The 17,179-nt window shown below is 26.3% G+C and carries 21 protein-coding genes; 18 read left to right on the top strand and 3 right to left on the bottom strand.

Annotated features, from left to right (window positions below):
- Positions 1–270 precede the first annotated feature (270 nt).
- On the top strand, positions 271–1,668 hold the full coding sequence (locus ACY1IQ_RS10695) for a hypothetical protein (protein ID WP_461613906.1): 1,398 nt from the start codon (positions 271–273) through the stop codon (positions 1,666–1,668).
- A gap of 208 nt (positions 1,669–1,876) precedes the next feature.
- On the opposite strand, the gene ACY1IQ_RS10690 is transcribed toward ACY1IQ_RS10695, so the two are convergent.
- Positions 1,877–2,239: a hypothetical protein gene (locus ACY1IQ_RS10690; protein WP_461613905.1), complete on the bottom strand. Its 363-nt coding sequence runs from the start codon at positions 2,237–2,239 to the stop codon at positions 1,877–1,879.
- Between the two features lie 286 nt (positions 2,240–2,525).
- On the opposite strand from ACY1IQ_RS10690, the gene ACY1IQ_RS10685 reads away from it, so the two are divergent.
- The 10 genes from ACY1IQ_RS10685 (at position 2,526) to ACY1IQ_RS10640 (ending at position 8,007) form a co-directional block, all read left to right on the top strand.
- Positions 2,526–3,122 carry an FMN-dependent NADH-azoreductase gene (locus ACY1IQ_RS10685; RefSeq protein WP_461613904.1) on the top strand — a complete coding sequence of 199 codons (597 nt, stop codon included), beginning with the start codon at positions 2,526–2,528 and terminating at the stop codon, positions 3,120–3,122.
- 275 nt (positions 3,123–3,397) lie between these two features.
- Positions 3,398–3,751, top strand: a complete 354-nt coding sequence (locus tag ACY1IQ_RS10680; protein ID WP_461614012.1) for a group II intron maturase-specific domain-containing protein — start codon at positions 3,398–3,400, stop codon at positions 3,749–3,751.
- 473 nt (positions 3,752–4,224) lie between these two features.
- Positions 4,225–4,758 carry a helix-turn-helix domain-containing protein gene (locus ACY1IQ_RS10675; RefSeq protein WP_461613903.1) on the top strand — a complete coding sequence of 178 codons (534 nt, stop codon included), beginning with the start codon at positions 4,225–4,227 and terminating at the stop codon, positions 4,756–4,758.
- Complete coding sequence (locus tag ACY1IQ_RS10670; protein WP_461613902.1) at positions 4,755–5,495, top strand: hypothetical protein; 741 nt, start codon at positions 4,755–4,757, stop codon at positions 5,493–5,495. Before ACY1IQ_RS10675 ends, ACY1IQ_RS10670 begins: the two co-directional genes overlap by 4 nt.
- 26 nt (positions 5,496–5,521) lie before the next feature.
- A complete protein-coding gene (locus ACY1IQ_RS10665) occupies positions 5,522–5,677 on the top strand; it encodes a hypothetical protein (RefSeq protein ID WP_461613901.1) in 156 nt (51 codons plus the stop codon).
- A gap of 525 nt (positions 5,678–6,202) precedes the next feature.
- Entirely contained in the window at positions 6,203–6,457 is a 255-nt protein-coding gene (locus ACY1IQ_RS10660) for a hypothetical protein (protein ID WP_461613900.1), read from the top strand.
- 9 nt (positions 6,458–6,466) lie between these two features.
- Entirely contained in the window at positions 6,467–6,709 is a 243-nt protein-coding gene (locus tag ACY1IQ_RS10655; RefSeq protein WP_461614011.1) for a sigma factor-like helix-turn-helix DNA-binding protein, read from the top strand.
- 23 nt (positions 6,710–6,732) lie between these two features.
- Positions 6,733–6,957, top strand: coding sequence for a BhlA/UviB family holin-like peptide (locus ACY1IQ_RS10650; protein ID WP_461613899.1), 225 nt, complete (start codon positions 6,733–6,735; stop codon positions 6,955–6,957).
- Positions 6,958–7,135: 178 nt separating this feature from the next.
- A complete protein-coding gene (locus ACY1IQ_RS10645) occupies positions 7,136–7,537 on the top strand; it encodes a bacteriocin (RefSeq protein WP_461613898.1) in 402 nt (133 codons plus the stop codon).
- 62 nt (positions 7,538–7,599) lie between these two features.
- A complete protein-coding gene (locus ACY1IQ_RS10640) occupies positions 7,600–8,007 on the top strand; it encodes a cysteine peptidase family C39 domain-containing protein (protein WP_461613897.1) in 408 nt (135 codons plus the stop codon).
- A 104-nt stretch (positions 8,008–8,111) separates the two neighbouring features.
- Here ACY1IQ_RS10640 and ACY1IQ_RS10635 read toward each other — a convergent pair whose 3' ends face one another.
- A complete protein-coding gene (locus ACY1IQ_RS10635; RefSeq protein WP_461613896.1) occupies positions 8,112–8,738 on the bottom strand; it encodes a hypothetical protein in 627 nt (208 codons plus the stop codon).
- Between the two features lie 652 nt (positions 8,739–9,390).
- Here ACY1IQ_RS10635 and ACY1IQ_RS10630 point away from each other — a divergent pair.
- Positions 9,391–9,600, top strand: coding sequence for a hypothetical protein (locus ACY1IQ_RS10630; protein WP_461613895.1), 210 nt, complete (start codon positions 9,391–9,393; stop codon positions 9,598–9,600).
- Between the two features lie 879 nt (positions 9,601–10,479).
- Here the strand turns inward: ACY1IQ_RS10630 and ACY1IQ_RS10625 are convergent.
- Positions 10,480–10,902: a hypothetical protein gene (locus ACY1IQ_RS10625; protein WP_461613894.1), complete on the bottom strand. Its 423-nt coding sequence runs from the start codon at positions 10,900–10,902 to the stop codon at positions 10,480–10,482.
- Between the two features lie 195 nt (positions 10,903–11,097).
- Between ACY1IQ_RS10625 and ACY1IQ_RS10620 the strand changes: the two genes are divergently transcribed.
- The 6 genes from ACY1IQ_RS10620 to ACY1IQ_RS10595 all read left to right on the top strand — a co-directional run bounded on the left by ACY1IQ_RS10620 (position 11,098) and on the right by ACY1IQ_RS10595 (position 16,725).
- Complete coding sequence (locus ACY1IQ_RS10620) at positions 11,098–11,628, top strand: hypothetical protein (protein WP_461613893.1); 531 nt, start codon at positions 11,098–11,100, stop codon at positions 11,626–11,628.
- Between the two features lie 273 nt (positions 11,629–11,901).
- On the top strand, positions 11,902–12,222 hold the full coding sequence (locus ACY1IQ_RS10615) for a hypothetical protein (protein WP_461613892.1): 321 nt from the start codon (positions 11,902–11,904) through the stop codon (positions 12,220–12,222).
- Positions 12,223–13,070: 848 nt separating this feature from the next.
- On the top strand, positions 13,071–13,640 hold the full coding sequence (locus ACY1IQ_RS10610; RefSeq protein WP_461613891.1) for a hypothetical protein: 570 nt from the start codon (positions 13,071–13,073) through the stop codon (positions 13,638–13,640).
- Positions 13,641–13,723: 83 nt separating this feature from the next.
- On the top strand, positions 13,724–13,981 hold the full coding sequence (locus ACY1IQ_RS10605; RefSeq protein WP_461613890.1) for a hypothetical protein: 258 nt from the start codon (positions 13,724–13,726) through the stop codon (positions 13,979–13,981).
- 1,047 nt (positions 13,982–15,028) lie between these two features.
- Entirely contained in the window at positions 15,029–15,523 is a 495-nt protein-coding gene (locus tag ACY1IQ_RS10600) for a hypothetical protein (RefSeq protein WP_461613889.1), read from the top strand.
- 227 nt (positions 15,524–15,750) lie between these two features.
- The gene (locus tag ACY1IQ_RS10595) at positions 15,751–16,725 is read left to right on the top strand and encodes a DUF2087 domain-containing protein (RefSeq protein WP_461613888.1); all 975 of its coding nucleotides are present in this window, start codon (positions 15,751–15,753) and stop codon (positions 16,723–16,725) included.
- Positions 16,726–17,179: the final 454 nt, after the last annotated feature.

Raw genomic sequence — 17,179 nt, 5'->3', positions numbered from 1 at the left:
ATTATAATAGTATCTTATTTAGAAATGTGAAAGAAAATAGCAAGTCAAAAATGATAGTTTATTTTATATATGGTAAAGTAATATGATACAAAATAGACTAACATAGTGACCTGTTATTTTCTTGAGATGGCTTATTTAATATAATATTTTAAGACCAAATGCTTCTTTTTACATATTATACAGTAAGCACTTTTAGGAGACTGAAATAAATATACTAGTAATATTTATTAATTATGTTTTCAGTATACATTATGTAAAAGAGGTGAAAATGTGGAGATACAATTAGGGATAGTTCATATAATATACTTGGTGATGGTAATAATAATATTACTATCTTTAGGTTTTAAGAAAAATATTTCTTTAGCTTGTATTATTGGAATTGTGCTAATAGCTTTTTCAGCTACAAATTCTATAATTGATTCTATAAAAGTTATATTTGATAGCTTTCTATATGCATATCGGCAACTAGGTGGAACTATATTAATTATTTCTGTAATCAGTGGATTTAGTAAGTTACTTACAGTTACTAAAATTAATACTGTAATAGTTAAACCTTTTGAGAAATTTGTAAAAACACCTTTTGTGGCTTACTGGGGAATAGGAATATTTTTTATGATAATTTCTTGGTTTTTTTGGCCTTCCCCTGCAGTTGCTTTAATTGGAGTAGTGGTACTTCCTGTTATGATTAAAGCGGGACTTACTCCTATGTCAGTAGCAATCTGTCTTAATATTTTTGGTAGTGGTCTTTCATTATCAGGAGATTATGTAATTCAAGGAGCTCCAAAACTAACTTCTGAAGCAGCAGGTATATCTGTGCAGGCAGTTCTTTCTGCTAGTATACCTATCGTAATTGTAATGGGAGTAACTACCACAGTATTAGCTTATTATTATATAAGAAAAGAGCAGAAAGAAAATATTTCCTTAGATATGAATGAAAAAGTGGAAGAAGTTATTTTTGATGAAGAATATGAAGAAGTAAGTTTGAGTAAAAGAATGAAAAATATTAGTGCAGCAATAATAGTTATAGCATATATAATCGATATTTTAATTCTTTATTTTTTTAAACTTCAAGGGAATGAGGCAACGGCTTTAATTGGTGGAACATCAATAGCATTAATTATAATAATTTCTCTAATATCTTATAAAGAAAAAGGACTTGATAAAATACCAGATTTTTTAGTTGAGGGATTTAAATTTGGATTTACTGTATTTGGTCCAGTAATTCCTATAGCAGCATTTTTTTATATGGGAACAGGTGGATTTAGATATTTGTTTGGAGAAATTGCTTCAGTAGGTGCAGATGGAATCGTAAGCGATTTAGGCATGGCCTTAGCGCAATTAGTACCTATGAATAGTATAGTAACATCATTAACTACTGCAATTATAGGAGGAATAACAGGATTAGATGGGTCAGGCTTTTCAGGCTTAGGCCTTGTAGGAGCAATTGCAAGGCTTTTAGGAACATCCCTTGGACATGGAATAGATACATTAGCTGCATTAGGTCAAGTATCTGCCATATGGGTAGGGGGAGGAGCATTAGTACCTTGGACAATTATACCCTATGCAGTAGTATGTGGAGTAAGTCCATATGAACTTGCAAGAAAAAATATGAAACCTGTTATTATAGGATTATTAATAACTACAATTTTTACGATGTTTTTATTGTAGTTTATATTTATAACCTAACCTTTGTAGTTATATGAAAGGTTAGGTTTTTTTATCTCTCAGTTAAATAGATATAAAGTAGTTAAGAGTTAAAATTATTTATTTTTAAAAGGCTATGTTTTAGAACAATATTGAAAATATATCAATTTTTAATGAAAGCCATTTGGCTTTCCTTGTTTCGCTCTTATAAGAAAATTATTTTACAATATTACTAATAAACTATTTTATTATTTTTAATTTTAAATTTAATTCCATTTCCCCAGTTTTCTGCTCTATTAATATCTTGTAAAAAATAATATTTATTATCGAATTTAAAAAGTATTTGTGAAGGATTTGCATAGGCATAAATTTCTGTTCCATATGGGAAACCGTTTGATTGGTTATTTTTAAAGGGTTTAATTATATTAGGTACTCTGCTTCGAACAGATCCTAATTGTTCTCCAACTAAATAACCCTCTCCACCTCCAGAATTTGCAACATATAATTTTCCATCATATTTGATATATGATGCATTAATCATAAATAATACTGGGGCGATTACAATTAATGATATAATGATAAGTTTCTTCTTCATGTATATCACCTCTTAATATATTGTAATTCACAAACATAATATTACAAGTATGTACTAAATTGCAGCCTATTTATATAGATAATTATAATATTAGTTCCAATATAATGCATATAACTAAACAAAATTAACTTTCTTTTTAAAAAATTTGATATTTAGATAAATGTTAAAAAATAAACTTTCCTTGAATAATATGAAGTTTAAAGGTAGAATATTTGCAACATATTTTATTTGACAGCACTGAAGATTAATGTTCATAAAAATACTAAATTGTAAAGGAGTAAGAGATATGAGTAAGGTATTATATATTAAAGCAAACATCAAAAATGATGGAGAATCAAGAACTTTTAAAGTATCAGATAGCTTTGTAGAAGAATACAAAAAAAACAATCCAAAAGATGAGGTAATTATATTAGACTTATATAAAGAAAATATAGACTTTTTAAGACCAGAGGATATAGGAAAAATATTTGAACCTAAAGATGAGGAAAGTAAGAATAATCCAATATTAAAATATGCATATCAATTTGCAGAAGCAGATAAATATATAATTGCAGCACCAATGTGGAACTTAAGCATCCCTGCAATATTAAAAGCTTATATAGACTATGTAAGTGTAACAGGAATAACTTTTAAATATACTGCAGAAGGTCCAACTGGACTTTTAAATAATAAAAAAGCTGTACACATAGTAGCTAGAGGTGGAGAATATGGTAATGCTCCATATGAGATGGGAGATAAATATCTAAGGACTATATTAGGGTTCTTCGGAATTAAAGAAATAGAAACTATTGCTATAGAAAGTTTAGACGTTGTTGGTGTAGATATTCAAGAAAAGATTGAGGAAGGAATAAGAGAAGCTAAGAGAATTGCACAAGAATTTTAGAGTTTATGAAGATAAAAGGCAACAAAATTTAATAAAAATACCTAACAATAAATTTACGATATTATAATAAAACTCAACTTACTAGTGTTGCGGAAAACCGTACCTTAAATAGGTACGGTTTTTGTTTAAGTTCGCCCAGCATGGGCATAATCTAATCGGTGAAAGACCGTAATGTGCCCTAATAGTGGGAAACATATAGTCAATGACAAGGGTGTCCATTGTGAAGTGGAATCTGAAGGAAGTCGGATGGCAAACCTCTGGTCTGACGAACAGAAATCACATATAAGGCATATGCTTTTGGGGTAGATAGACCTTGGAAACTTAAATTTCTAGGATTTTCTTTTTACAGAAGTAAAGATGAATACAGAATAAGAGTTCATGAGAAGTCTCTAAACAAATTTAGAGCAAAACTTAAGGAGCTAACTTCAAGAAGTAATGCAATGAATATGGAATATAGGCTTCTAAAGTTAAAACAAGCAATAGTGGGGTGGATAAACTATTTCGTTATCGCCGATATGAGAAATATTCTTAAAACACTTGATGAATGGCTAAGGCCAAGGATAAGAATGTGTCTTTGGAAACAATGGAAAAAGATTAAAACAAAACACGATAATCTTATAAAATTATGAATCTCCAATAACAAAGCGTGGGAATATGCTGACACAAGAAAAGGCTATTGAAGAATATCCAACAGCCCTATACTATCCAAAGTTTTAACTAACAAATACCTCAAAGAAATAGGTTTAATCTCTATATCTGAAGTGTATTCATTATTACATTAATTTCTATTGAACCGCCGTGTATCGAACGGTACGCACGGTGGTGTGAGAGGTCGCTGAATAAAATAATTATTCAGCTCCTACTCGATGTTTTACAATTATTCATTGATTCTGAAAATAAAGGGTTGTGTCCCTTAATATAGAATTATATTAAATGAATGTAATAAATTAGATATAACTAGATGAATTTATGTAAAATTAGCAGTAAGCGAAAGTAGTAAATATTATGCGGGTTATAGAGAAGGGTTAAAAGAACATTTTTAAAAAGTATTAAATTATATATTGAATTTTAGATTTCTTACAGAAAAATGAGGAGAATTACAATGTACTTTGAAAATGAAATTTTACATCCAGGAGAAAAAGTAAAAAAACTAAGGATAATGCTACATGCTGCACAAAAAGAACTTTCTAGCAAAAGCATAAGCCGAAATTTCATTAGTGCAATTGAAAATAAGAAAGCTGCATTAAGTATTAATGCAGCTGAGGTTATTGCTGATAACTTAAATAAAATAATAGACGATAGAGCATATACCTTACCACATATAACTTCAGATGAACTACTTTTAAGTGAAGAAGAACAGGCTATAAGAATCATAAAAAATGGAATGGCAGAACTAAGCAAATATGATAATGAATCAATGGAACAGTTTAAATTAAAAGTTGATGATATTGAAAAGATAATTAATTTATATAACATACCAGAAGACATAATGTATGATTTTTTTGAAGTTGTTATTGAATTTTATTATAATAATTTCTGTTATGATATGGCTGAAGTTTATATATTAAAAAAGTTAGATTTATCATCAATAGGGCAAAATAAGATAGAATACATTGAATCATATTTACTAAGATGAAAATATGTATAATGTTAAACAAAAATTCGAGTATAATACATCTAGGTGAATATATATTAGATATTATTAATAAGAATAAAATAAATGACGAAACGTATAGAAAAAGAATCTATTTTAACATAGCATTATCATGTAAAAAACTGAATAAGAGCAAAGAAGGGCTGTACTATATAAATAAGCTTAAATCAGAATTTCAGTTTACTGAAGGTCAGCTTAATGATATTACCCTTTTAGAAGGTAAATTTCATAGGCAAAACGGAGATTATAAACTTACTGAAATAAAACTACATGAATATTTAGAATTAAGTAAGAAAATGAAATGTAGTAGAAGTATAGTAGTTGGTTACAATGACTTAGCATATCATTATTGTTTATTAAAAGATTATGGTAGAGCTAAATTTAATATTGATATGGCTATACAAGTTATTAACACTAATAATATTGACAATAGATTATTAGCAATAGTTTTTCATGAAGCTTTCTGCATTTACATACATTTTGATGAAGATAAAATGCTTTATTATTTTAATAAAACACTGGATAAAGCATTGTTAATAGGTAATAATGAGCTAATACTAGATGCAATGAACAAAATATTTGATTATTTTGAAGCAAAAAACAGCACGGATAGGAATTTAGAAATACTAAAAATTATAGATAAAAAGACTAAGAATTATGATAAGAAAAAGGAGCTAGGAGAAATCTATGTAAGAGCATTTAATTATATAGATTTTTAAAATAATAAATGTTGGAGGATTTAAAAATGAAAAAAAGAATTGGTATATTAGTATTAATGGGATTAGTAGCTGTCAATACATTTTACACTACTGCATTTGCAAAAGAATTAAAAATTATTAGTAAAGACTTTTGTAATAAAACCATTATGGTATTTGCGGACGAAGATCCTATGCCGTGGTAATAAAAATAAGAGCTATGCAATTTAAAGTGGACCCCTTGTCAAGGACAAATTAAAAAAGACTAGGAAACTAGAAGCAGATTTCTGTATTTTACAGGAGTCTGTTTTTTAGATTCTATTGACCTCTTTCATTGTAATAATATATTGGTATAGATAAATAATATTAATTATTAAATACTATTTATAAAAATTAATTATCATATAATAAAGTATATTACTTGAACTATTAAAAATTTTTAAAAATCTTCTTTTATGCAAACAGGCAATATAATAAAAGTTATATTGCCTCAGACTGTAGACAAAAGGCATGTTCTCATGAGTGAGAACATGCCTTTTGTCTATAGTCTGACCATTAATTAATGATATTTTTATTTTGATATAAAAGTATATTTGTACTTTTATCCTATAATATTAACAAAATGTATATTTTCGTATAATAAAGCATTAAATTCAAATAATTACAAAATATAGCTTTATCACTTTTTACCCTTAAAAGTGTAAAGTAGGTGAATAATTATGGGGGATAGTTTGTATGAACTATTAAAAAAATGTAAAACTAAAGATCTTAAATACATTTTAGAAATGATCAATAGATTTAATCCTCTAATAAAGAAATGTAGTTACTTATTAAATTATGATGATGCTGAACAAGATTTGATAGTGAAACTTATTAAAATAGTATACAAGTTCCCCCTAAATCAAATTCCAATAGGATATCCTAATAAGTATATTGCATCTTATCTTCATTACTCATTAAAAAATGAGTATATACTAACTGTCTAAAAACAATCAATTTTATTAAAGCAAAGTTTAGATTTAGATATATGTAGAAGTCTTATAACATCACAAGAATTATATAATTATGTATTTGTAAAAGATATACTAAATCAAGTTACTAAATTACAAAGAAAGATATTAATATTAAAATTTATAAAAAATTATAGTGAAACTGAAATTGCCAGTATTCTAAAAATATCTAGACAATCTGTAAATAGAGATAAGAATAGAGCTTTAGTAACATTAAAAAATATTTAAGCGCATAAAGTAAAAGGTCATCAATGGATGAGTTTATAAAATTAGCTTCAACACAGGGAATATGGAGTGCTTTAAGTATAATTCTTATTTTTTATATATTAAAAATGCAAGAAAAAAGAGATTTAAAGCAAGAGGAACGAGAGAAAAATTATCAAGATATAATTTCTAAACTAACAGATAAATTAAACATAGTTGAAGATGTAAAAAAAGATGTAGAAGAAATAAAAAATCATGTATTTAAAAAGTAGAAAAATAAATTTAAAAGGCAGGGTGACATTTAGCACACAACTTTCTTTATATAGTATGTAAGACAACATAGTCGACTAAAGGTCTTATAGAAAATAAATCGGTTAAAATTTCTTAACATACAGATTTATTCAAACTAAATATTAAAAATTATGTAAAAAAGAAAAGGAGAGATTTATTATGAAAAGTTTAAGAGGTATTAAAGTTTTAAACGAAAATGATATGAAGTCAATTACAGGAGGAGCTGCAAATATACCAGTTAGTAGAAGATTTCTTGACAAAAATATATGTTTAGAAGAAGCAAAAGCGCTGGTTCACTATAGAGGTGTATCAGGCATGTCCTTACAAGAAATAGCAGAGGAAATATATGCTCATGCTGTATTCTATTACCAAGGACTAACTGCTAATGAAATAGCAAAAGCTTTAAGTAAATCAGGTCTTCCAGGATTTACACTATCTGCTGCTTTGACTAGTTCAATTGCAGATATACTTATATCTAAGGGTAAAGTTATAAATATTGAAGATGGTGGATATACAAGTTTTAGAAAGCTAGTATATAAGGGTGTTTGGATAATGTTTTAATATAGTTATCACAACAAGTATTTCAATTTTAAAATATAGAGATATTAAATAGGGGGATATATATGAGTAAATATTTTTACGTTAGGCAAGAAGAAGCTATGGATTGTGGATTAGCATCATTAGCAACTATATTGTTGTACTACAATAAACCGTATTCACTTAACCATCTAAAAAAAATGGCAAAATACAACAACAAATTTGGAACAAATTTTTTTCAGCTTTATAGCATAGCGATTAACCTTGGATTTATAGCAACTGCCGTAACTTTGAGAAATACTAAAATACTTAATGATGTTAATTTGCCCTGCATAGCACAATTACGATTTTCAACAGAAACTATGCACTTTGTTGTTATTTATAAAGTAAAGAGAAACGTCATCATAATAGCAGATCCTGCAAAAGGACTTCGAGAACTATCTTTTAAAACATTTTCAAAATGTTTTACAAATAAAGTTTTATTAATATATTAAAAAGGTGACAAGGTTTAACTTTTTAGCCATGTTAGATTACTTTTATTAATCAAGAAATTATTAAGCATCATTCTCTTTATCCTGTTTTCTGTAAATTTCTCCATTTATCTATTCTTTTCTTGTGTTTTCATAAATTCTTCATGTTTTTTCTTTTGAGTTGAATTTCCTTTTTTTGCATCAAAGTTAATTGGAAGATGTTTTTCATTAATTATTTTTTTATAGTTTATATCAGTAAAATAATTACAAAAATTAATTTCCACATAAATTAATTTTTTATTTTCTTTGTCAGCCAAAGCATAAGTATAACCACTCTCATTTGCATAAACTGCACTTACTGGATAATTAAATCCAGTTGCACCATATATAAGATAATCTTTAGAAGAATCTATCTTTGATAATCTCTCTGTCTCTTCGATAAAATCTTCATCACTGCATGTGTATACAAGGTATGATACAAAGTTTGGGTCAAATGGATTATAATAATAATAATAAAAATTTTCAACTTTTGCTGAATCAGGAATACTTTTGGGGAATATATCATCGGTATTCTTACTATTATTTCCGAAGGATTTATCATGCTTTTGTCTATGCTTACCACTATCTCCAAAATATTTATTATAATCTTGTATGTTAGTAGTTTTATCTCTTTCTACCCACATTGCACAAAAACCGAGCGTCAACGTAATTAGTATAATAGAAAAAATTAATGTTATCTTTGTTATCTTTTTCATTTATTCATTCTCCCTTTAATTACAATAATTATTACATTTTTAAATTACTGATCTTATAATAGGGGTGCAGCCAACAAAACTGACAAATCTCACGTTAAGAAATACAGTTCTATCTTGGTATGTTATATGAATTATATAAGCACCTTTTTCTCTTATATTTAAACCAATAATGATAAAGAAGATAGAATACAGTGCTGCTATGATACATATAAATAAAAACTGCATATCCATATATTCACTCCTAACTTAAATATGATATGTTTCCTGCATTAAACACATGCTTTGATAATAGCCCTTAAAATTATTATAAAACTTTATACATATAATAACCATACATTATACATAATATTAATTTAAAGTTAAATATTTACAAAGCATTTTAATTTATCTAATTTTATTTTCTAATCCTAATTAAATTTATTAATTAAAGTGGACAAAAAGATCATTTTCCTATATTCGTAAAGATATACCTTTTCAAATAGAAAAGATATAATATTTGATACATTGGGAAGTAATAGTTAATTTTATTATAAAATGGAATAAATAAAAAAATTAATTTTTATTTATGCATTGGCTATCTTACATTTTTAATAGGCTCAAATACTGGTGGAAATTTATGGTCAGAAAATAAAGCTATTTTAAAAAGAAAAAAATGTTATGGTTACTAAAAAAAATCGTAGGAGATATAGCTTGGATAATCATATGTTTAGTAGCAGGTATTATTGTTATAATTTATTATCAACATGATAGACCTAAGTTAATTATTATAACAATTTTAGGTGTAATATCATTTATTATGTCACTTGTAAAAGATATAAAGAAATATAAACAAATAAATAATATAAAAAAATTTTTAGAATAGGGTGCTAAAATCAAGTTAAATTTCCTTATATAGTGCAAGAGCCAGTTAACTGTATTCAAAAAAATTATATAGGAGGAATTTAATATGTCAGGAGGAGCAATAGTAGAAGGAACTGAGGACATTGTATCACAAGACGAGACAAAATATTTATGAGGAGTAGAACAAAACATTTAAAAAACCAATAGACATTTCTACAAATTCATTAGCAGTAGAAATATTAGGACATGTTTATCCAGATAAAGTAGCTCAAGTTGTTAGAAATATTCTATTAATATCATATTTAGCAGATAAGATGATATCTCATACATCGGTAATTGATTGTGGAGAAAATGATAGTGAAAGATGGCTTTGGGGTGCACTTGCTCCATTTCACGAATTAATTGGTGGAACTATTGCAGGATAAAAAAAGACCAGGGGTTATTCCCTGGTTTTTATTTTATAAAATGAGAAGATAGTGCAGCTAATTGTTCCTAATAGACCTAAGATATCTATAACGTAACTTTTATCACATGGATATAAAATTAAATTTATTAAAGAAATTAACCATAGAATAGAGAATATCAAAGATATAATAACAATTCCATATGTTAAGCTTTTGTTTTTTATAAAAACAATTAAAAATGAGATTATAGAAAATAACCCAATATAAAAGAAATCTTCCATATTTACATTCATAGGAATATCTCCTTTAAAGAGAATACCTAAAACAAATTGTAAAAATAAGACTAGAAATAATAAAAAACCTCTAATCATGTCAAACCTCCTCTTGAACTAATAAGATTATATTATATGTTTATAAAAGTAGATAAATCAATAGTTAATGCTTTGAATTTATTTTTTTAATATTCATTATAAAATAGAATTTTAAAAAACTACAAATTATGAATGGCTTTTTATTATTTTGAACTCTTTTTCTGTAAATGTATTTCTATAAATAGTGCTCATTTCGGATAAATCATTAAATCTTTCTATTTTATTATTTTCATAATCTATTACGATATAGATGTCTTTGAATGATTCTTGCCCAACTATAAATGCTGTTTTCATTTTATCTATATCTATATATTTAGTTATGTTTCTAGCAATTGTATCTGATGTTTCTAAATCATATAAATTATACTCTTTTTTATAAGAGTATACTGTACATATTTGGTACCTGTAGTCTTTTCCAAAGTATGCTATAGTATCTTTTCCTACAGAAGAAGAATATTTTCCTTTTGGAGTAAGGATACTTATAAAAATAAATATTAACAATATAATAACTAAAATAAATATACAAATTTTTTTAATATTTATCTTCATTAACTCATCCCCCCTTAATTCATTTATTATCTATTATTATTTTCGCATACTTGTGAAAATTAGTAAATAATTAAAAATATTTACTAATTTTTATTTTGCAGGGTTACAAAATTAAGGCTTTATTCTTTTTATATAGTGTAACGGAAAATTAATCGATTAATTATTTCAATAAAAAATCTTAAGGGGGAATGAATAATGCCAATAAATCCAGATCCAAAACAAGCATGGAGAATTTTTGCAACAGCTTGTGAAGCTATAAATTGTGGTTTTACTGCTGAATGTATAAGAAATGCTGTAGATTCAGGAGCAGATAAGTATTACTCTGATACTTCTTTAGTTGCAAGTAAGATTAGGCAATCTAGGGCTTTTGCTAATCTTTTATCAGAGGCTAGAAGATCAATTCAAGGTAACAGTCAATTTGCAAAAACAATTGAAATGCAGTTTACATCAAGTGATAATTTGGACCTTTATGCTTCTTTGCATAGAGTTTCAGCATGGGTTGTAGGGAAAAAGATTAATAATGGTAAAAGTCTAAGCTTAGATATAAAGGTTACCGACATATACGACTTTGATTATAATAATGTTGGACTTCTTGCTAAAGATAAAGCTTTTATAAATAAACTTGGCGACATGGCGAATAATCTTGCATATTACTCAACAATTATGGGATATCTTAAAACTTACAAAATCACAATTAACATGAATTATATTGTTGATTATATATAGAAAAAATCATATAACAAATTTTTTTATATATTCTAATTTTAATATTTAATTTAATGTTATATTATATATAAACTAATTCATATAGACTATTGATTAAATATCAGTAGTCTATATTTCATTTGAAAAATGTCATAAAATATGAGGGTTACAAAGGTATATCTTTTCAAATAGAAAAGATATAATATTTGATATATTTAGGTAATATTAGTTAATTTTATTATAAAATGGTATTGCAAATGTATATTTATAATTTACAGGGAGGGAACGGTATTTATGGAATATATAAAAAATTTAATTTTTTATTTATGCATTGGCTATCTTATATTTTTAATAGGCTCAAATATTGGTGGAAACTTATGGTCAGAAAATAAAGTTATTTTAAAAAGAAAAAAAGATGTTATGGTTACTAAAAAGATTATCGTAGGAGATATAGCTTGGATAATCATATGTTTAGTAACAGGTATTATTGCTATAATTTATTATCCACATGATAGACCTAAGTTAATTATTATAACAACTTTAGGCGTAATATCATTTATTATATCACTTGTAAAAGATATAAAGAAATATAAACAAATAAATGAAAATAAATAATATAAAAAAATTTTTAGAATAGGGTGCTAAAATCAAGTTAAATTTCTTTATATAGTATAAGAGTCAGTTAACTGTATTCAAAAAAATTATATAGGAGGAATTTAATATGCCAGGAGGACCAATAGTAGAAGGAACTGAGGACATTGTATCACAAGATAAGACAAAATATTTATAGGGAGTAGAATAAAAAACAGGATATGGAGTTGCATTAAATTTAATTGTAGCTGCAATAAGTGGAGGTGGACTTATTAAAGTAATTGAAAAACAAGTAGCTAAAGCTATTGGAGCAGAAATAGCAGCATTTTTATTTGATCATGTTTTCAATCTTATTCAAACAACAAGAATCGTAAACATAGAACTCAATAGATATATAGTAAGAGGTGCTGATGGAAAGCTAAGATTTAAAGTTTATGCAACTTTTCATAATCTAGATGGTTCTTTTTTAGAATCAGTTTTATCACAAGAAGGATTAGCAACATATTAATAAAAATAACCTGAACTTTGTACTGTAATCCCAAAGCTAGACTTTGTTTGGAGCTGTTGCACTAAATAATTAGTGCTAGTTCCTTTTTGTATAAAATGATGAAGATATTATTTCTGCTAAGGTTATTAATATTTATTTATATTAAATACATTACATAGATTTTTTCCGTATTATTTTTTAGTCTTGATACTTTTAAAGAATCTATCTGCTGCCTAAATCTTGCTCTTGGGTGCTAATCCTTGCATACCCATAAGATGAGAGATTTTATTATTCTATTAAGACGTATTGAAGGATATTTATAGTTATTATAGAATACTCTTTTAAATGGATAAATTGCATTTTTTCAATTAAAGGGAGAATTATTATGAAAAAATTTAAATTTATATTATCTATTTTGATATTAATACTTTTCGTATTAATTGGCTGCCAATCTAACAGAAAAGAGAAACCTGATATAGATAAAACTGCAGTAGGAAATTTTGAGTCATATACTAAAAATGAAACAGTTAATGATAAAATTTCAAAGAGATACGAAGAAGTAAAAAAAGAAACCTTATCATATGAAATAGAATCTTCTGATTATCACTATTATGAAACTAAAAACAGTTTTGTAAGTAGTGAAGCAGGATTGCCTAATGTTGACAATAAAAAATATGGACAAATATTAAGTGAATATATGTATGCAGCTGAGGTAAATCCAACAAAGGTATCTTACAATGATGCAATAAAATTAGCATATAAGGTATTACCTGATGATATAAAAGAGCAACGGACTAAATACGATGAGACTGTAAAAAAAACTTATATAGTATATTCATCTAGTCAAGGCAATTTTGTATTAGGATTATGCCATAGATATATGGTTGATGAATCTGGCACAGAAGATAAAAATATAGTAGTAGGCATAGATTATATGAAAGAGATAATAGAATAAACACTTATTAATAAATCTGTTATTATAAGAACATATTATTAATATCCATGCTATACTTTTAATTATTTTGTATGGAGGTTTTTATGAAAAAATTTCTTAAAATTTTAAGAGTTCTATGCTTAATATTACTTATACTTGATATATTTTATTTTGGAATTGTTACACTTCTTCGTGTTGCTTATAGTTCTTACTCTACAGAATTTAATGATTTATTAACACTTCTTATTATAGACGTAGGACTCATTTCTTTAACTGTTTTATTCTGTAAGAATAAAGAAAAAAATAAGAAATATAATTCTTTTATTGTTTTGATTGGATTAATTTTCGTTTTTATACCTTAGGTGTATTTGTTTTATTTAATGTGGTATGAAAGAAGTATAATTGAGTTTATATTATCTACGTTACCTATTATGCCTATAATACTTATATTAATATATGTCTATATAAAAAAATTGAGTAAAATACTATGTTATCTGAGTTTATACAAAAATAGTGTTGTAGAACCTAAAGGTATTCTGCAATACTATTTTTTATATTATAACTTATTTATTATATACTTCGAAAATGCTAATACAGCAGCCTTTTGAATCTCCTCTGTTGGCTTTATTTATTCATGGGTATATGGTATCGTATAAGTTGCTTTTTAAGTAATGTAAGTTTTCCAAGTCCTATAACATATTCGAACCCTTTTGATCTTGTCATCAGGTCATATATTTTCTCACTTAATTCATTAATACTAGGATTCTTTTTAAACCCTAAGCTTTTAAAAAGAATACTTTTCTATTCCAGATACGTTACTTTTCAAAATTCTCTTGTTTATTGCAGATATTATACTTAGAACCTAACTCTTATTTTTATGTTAAGGGTTAGGTTTTTTATGTTAAATTTTCTTAACAAATAGGGGGAATTTTAATTTTAGCTTATTTTATCTAATATTTAAATTGTTTAGACGAGAATTTTAAATTTATTCCTCTACTCCTCAATAAATCATCAACAATAATTTATTTACAACGCACTTAGTGGTTTGAATAGTTTTTCTATTAGGAATATATTTGATTGATATTAAATATATATCATAATTATAGATTATGGTAAGAGGGAAGTATTGCAAAGGTATTATCCAATAATTATGATAAGGTCGTAGTTATAAATCATAATGAAAAAATCCTGAAAATTTAGGATTGATTTCAATGGATAAAGGAAAAAAGATATGAATTAATTCATTTAACTTTTCAATCTAATTTTGTATCATAAAACTTAAAACTATCAATATATGTGATAGTACTACTAATGAAAGATTACTATTTAATCATTATGTGCTTAGATAGATTACAAATCTTATTAACCTTTGTTCTAATTGTTTTTTTTATTGGAGGAATAAAGATAATATGTGGAAAAACTTTATCGCATTAATATTAATATTGACATTAGTATCATCTTTAATTTTTAGTAGAATATGTTATGGTGAAAGCTATATAGAAATAACAGACTTAATATTTAATGCGCAGGATTTTGACAAAAAGATTATAAAAGTTAAAGGTGAGGCTATTGATGAAATTATAAAGAACAGAAAAGACTGTCAGATAAATATAAGTGATGGTAAAAATATTATTAAAATATATGGTAAGAGAGAAAAGGCTTTTATAATTGAAACTTTAGGACGCTATGACAAAGTAGGAGATAAGGTAGAGATAGTTGGTAATTTTAATAGAGTATGTGAAGAACATAATGGTGATATAGATATTCATTATAACTCTATAAGAGTTTTAGAAAAAGGAAGAGATGTGCAACATGAGGTTAAAAAATATAAGGTTTACTCATCTTTAGCGCTATTTATAGTAACAGCAGCTATTTCTTTTGTAACTTATAGAAGAATAAGATAATGTTTTGAGAAACCTAGCCATCAATTGGACATACGACAGTGTGGATTTAGTATGGAAATCGGAACTACTATTAAAAACAAAGCTTAAGATAAAATAATTTAATAGTAAAAAGGACACAACTCATATGCTGTGGGATATGTCCTTTTTCTATTTACTGTAAAATAAATTTGACTATAATAAGAAAAAAATGTTATTATGTCTATGAATTTAATAGATGAGGTGAAGATATGGATGAGCTAATTCGTAATGCAACTATAGATGATTTTAAAAGAGGGTATGTATGGAGTAGTAAAGATACAAAATTTGTTTGTTTAATCTGTGGAAAGCATACCTGTGAGAATGATAATGAAATAAATATTCATATTTCAAGCCATGGTAATTCTATTGAAAGGTTACTATTATTAGATAAAAAATATACTGGACTTACAGAAATTCAAAAAGAGTTTCTCACAATGATATCAAATAAAAATAGTGATAAGGAAATGGCTGAAAGACTTCTTTGTGCAGAATCAACAATAAGAAATATGAGATTCGCTTTAAGGGAAAGGGCAAGGCAAGCAAGAGCATTTCTAGCTATTATGGAATTAGCTGAGGAAGAGATGTCAACAATAACACAACCTAAGCTTCGAAGGTTTCCTAATAGGGAAGAGAAAAGAAAGGCTTTATTGCCTAGGTTTGCTGCTTTGTTTGAACCACATAAAGAATATACGGAAATGGAAGTAAAAAAGATTATTAAAACTCTATATGAAGATGATTCAACTATACGACGATATTTAGTAGACTACGGATATCTAAAGAGATCCAATGATGGAAGTAAGTATTATAAGAATTGCGAGGGGAATATTATGAAAAATATGAGTAAGAAAGAACTTATAAATAACTATAAGCAGCAAGAAATAAAAATGGGAATAATTCAAGTATATAACACTATTACAGAATATTCTTTTGTAGATGTATGCACTAATTTATATAAGCCTTTTGAAGGAATGAAGTTTAAATTAAATATGGGAAGATTTAAATTAAAAGAGCTGCAAAAAGATTGGGATACTTATGGAGAAAATACTTTTGAATTTAAAGTTGTAGAAGAACTAAAACCTAATGAAGGTTCTACAGATAAAGAAAGATTAGATGATTTAAAAGAGCTTTTACATATGTGGATTGAGAGTCAAGGAGAGAGTTTAAAATTATATAGTAAAATATAGGGAAGAAGAGAGTGGAAATAGATTGACTATATAAAATCTATTTCCACTCTTTTTAAATTGGTTTAGTAAATATTATTATTCATAAAACTTTTATAAAAAAGCAATAAAAATTCTCATGATATATCGTTTTGAAATATTTAATTGATAAGGTGACAATAGAAATTAGAGTGTTATAGGATAAACTATATAGGAAGTATTTTCAGTATAGGTATAATAAAAATATGTTATATTAGGGTATTATTTGCAATGGCGGGACATAAGATGAGAAATTTCACTTTTTAAAAGGAAAAGGGGTCTATACTTGTAAACTACACAAGCTATGACAAAATAGGAGATAAGCTAGAAATAGCTGGTGAATTTAATAGAGCATGTGAAGAGCATAATGGTGATATAGATATTCACTATAATTCTATAAGTGTTATAGAAAAGGGAAAAGACGTACACCATGAAGTCA

The organism is Clostridium sp. Marseille-QA1073 (genome assembly GCF_054863625.1).
The sequence above is the reverse complement of the archived record's forward strand: the minus strand, read 5'-3'. Positions and strand labels throughout refer to the sequence as shown.

Bases quoted from the DNA above. Each gene is read 5' to 3' on its own strand.
- ACY1IQ_RS10675 (WP_461613903.1), top strand. From the start codon at position 4,225: ATGTACTTTGAAAATGAAATTTTACATCCAGGAGAAAAAGTAAAAAAA.
- ACY1IQ_RS10610 (WP_461613891.1), top strand. From the start codon at position 13,071: ATGAAAAAATTTAAATTTATATTATCTATTTTGATATTAATACTTTTC.
- ACY1IQ_RS10690 (WP_461613905.1), bottom strand. From the start codon at position 2,239: ATGAAGAAGAAACTTATCATTATATCATTAATTGTAATCGCCCCAGTA.
- ACY1IQ_RS10650 (WP_461613899.1), top strand. From the start codon at position 6,733: ATGGATGAGTTTATAAAATTAGCTTCAACACAGGGAATATGGAGTGCT.
- ACY1IQ_RS10630 (WP_461613895.1), top strand. From the start codon at position 9,391: ATGTTATGGTTACTAAAAAAAATCGTAGGAGATATAGCTTGGATAATC.
- ACY1IQ_RS10615 (WP_461613892.1), top strand. From the start codon at position 11,902: ATGGAATATATAAAAAATTTAATTTTTTATTTATGCATTGGCTATCTT.
- ACY1IQ_RS10685 (WP_461613904.1), top strand. From the start codon at position 2,526: ATGAGTAAGGTATTATATATTAAAGCAAACATCAAAAATGATGGAGAA.
- ACY1IQ_RS10645 (WP_461613898.1), top strand. From the start codon at position 7,136: ATGAAAAGTTTAAGAGGTATTAAAGTTTTAAACGAAAATGATATGAAG.
- ACY1IQ_RS10620 (WP_461613893.1), top strand. From the start codon at position 11,098: ATGCCAATAAATCCAGATCCAAAACAAGCATGGAGAATTTTTGCAACA.
- ACY1IQ_RS10665 (WP_461613901.1), top strand. From the start codon at position 5,522: ATGAAAAAAAGAATTGGTATATTAGTATTAATGGGATTAGTAGCTGTC.
- ACY1IQ_RS10635 (WP_461613896.1), bottom strand. From the start codon at position 8,738: ATGAAAAAGATAACAAAGATAACATTAATTTTTTCTATTATACTAATT.
- ACY1IQ_RS10600 (WP_461613889.1), top strand. From the start codon at position 15,029: ATGTGGAAAAACTTTATCGCATTAATATTAATATTGACATTAGTATCA.
- ACY1IQ_RS10625 (WP_461613894.1), bottom strand. From the start codon at position 10,902: ATGAAGATAAATATTAAAAAAATTTGTATATTTATTTTAGTTATTATA.
- ACY1IQ_RS10640 (WP_461613897.1), top strand. From the start codon at position 7,600: ATGAGTAAATATTTTTACGTTAGGCAAGAAGAAGCTATGGATTGTGGA.
- ACY1IQ_RS10595 (WP_461613888.1), top strand. From the start codon at position 15,751: ATGGATGAGCTAATTCGTAATGCAACTATAGATGATTTTAAAAGAGGG.
- ACY1IQ_RS10605 (WP_461613890.1), top strand. From the start codon at position 13,724: ATGAAAAAATTTCTTAAAATTTTAAGAGTTCTATGCTTAATATTACTT.
- ACY1IQ_RS10670 (WP_461613902.1), top strand. From the start codon at position 4,755: ATGAAAATATGTATAATGTTAAACAAAAATTCGAGTATAATACATCTA.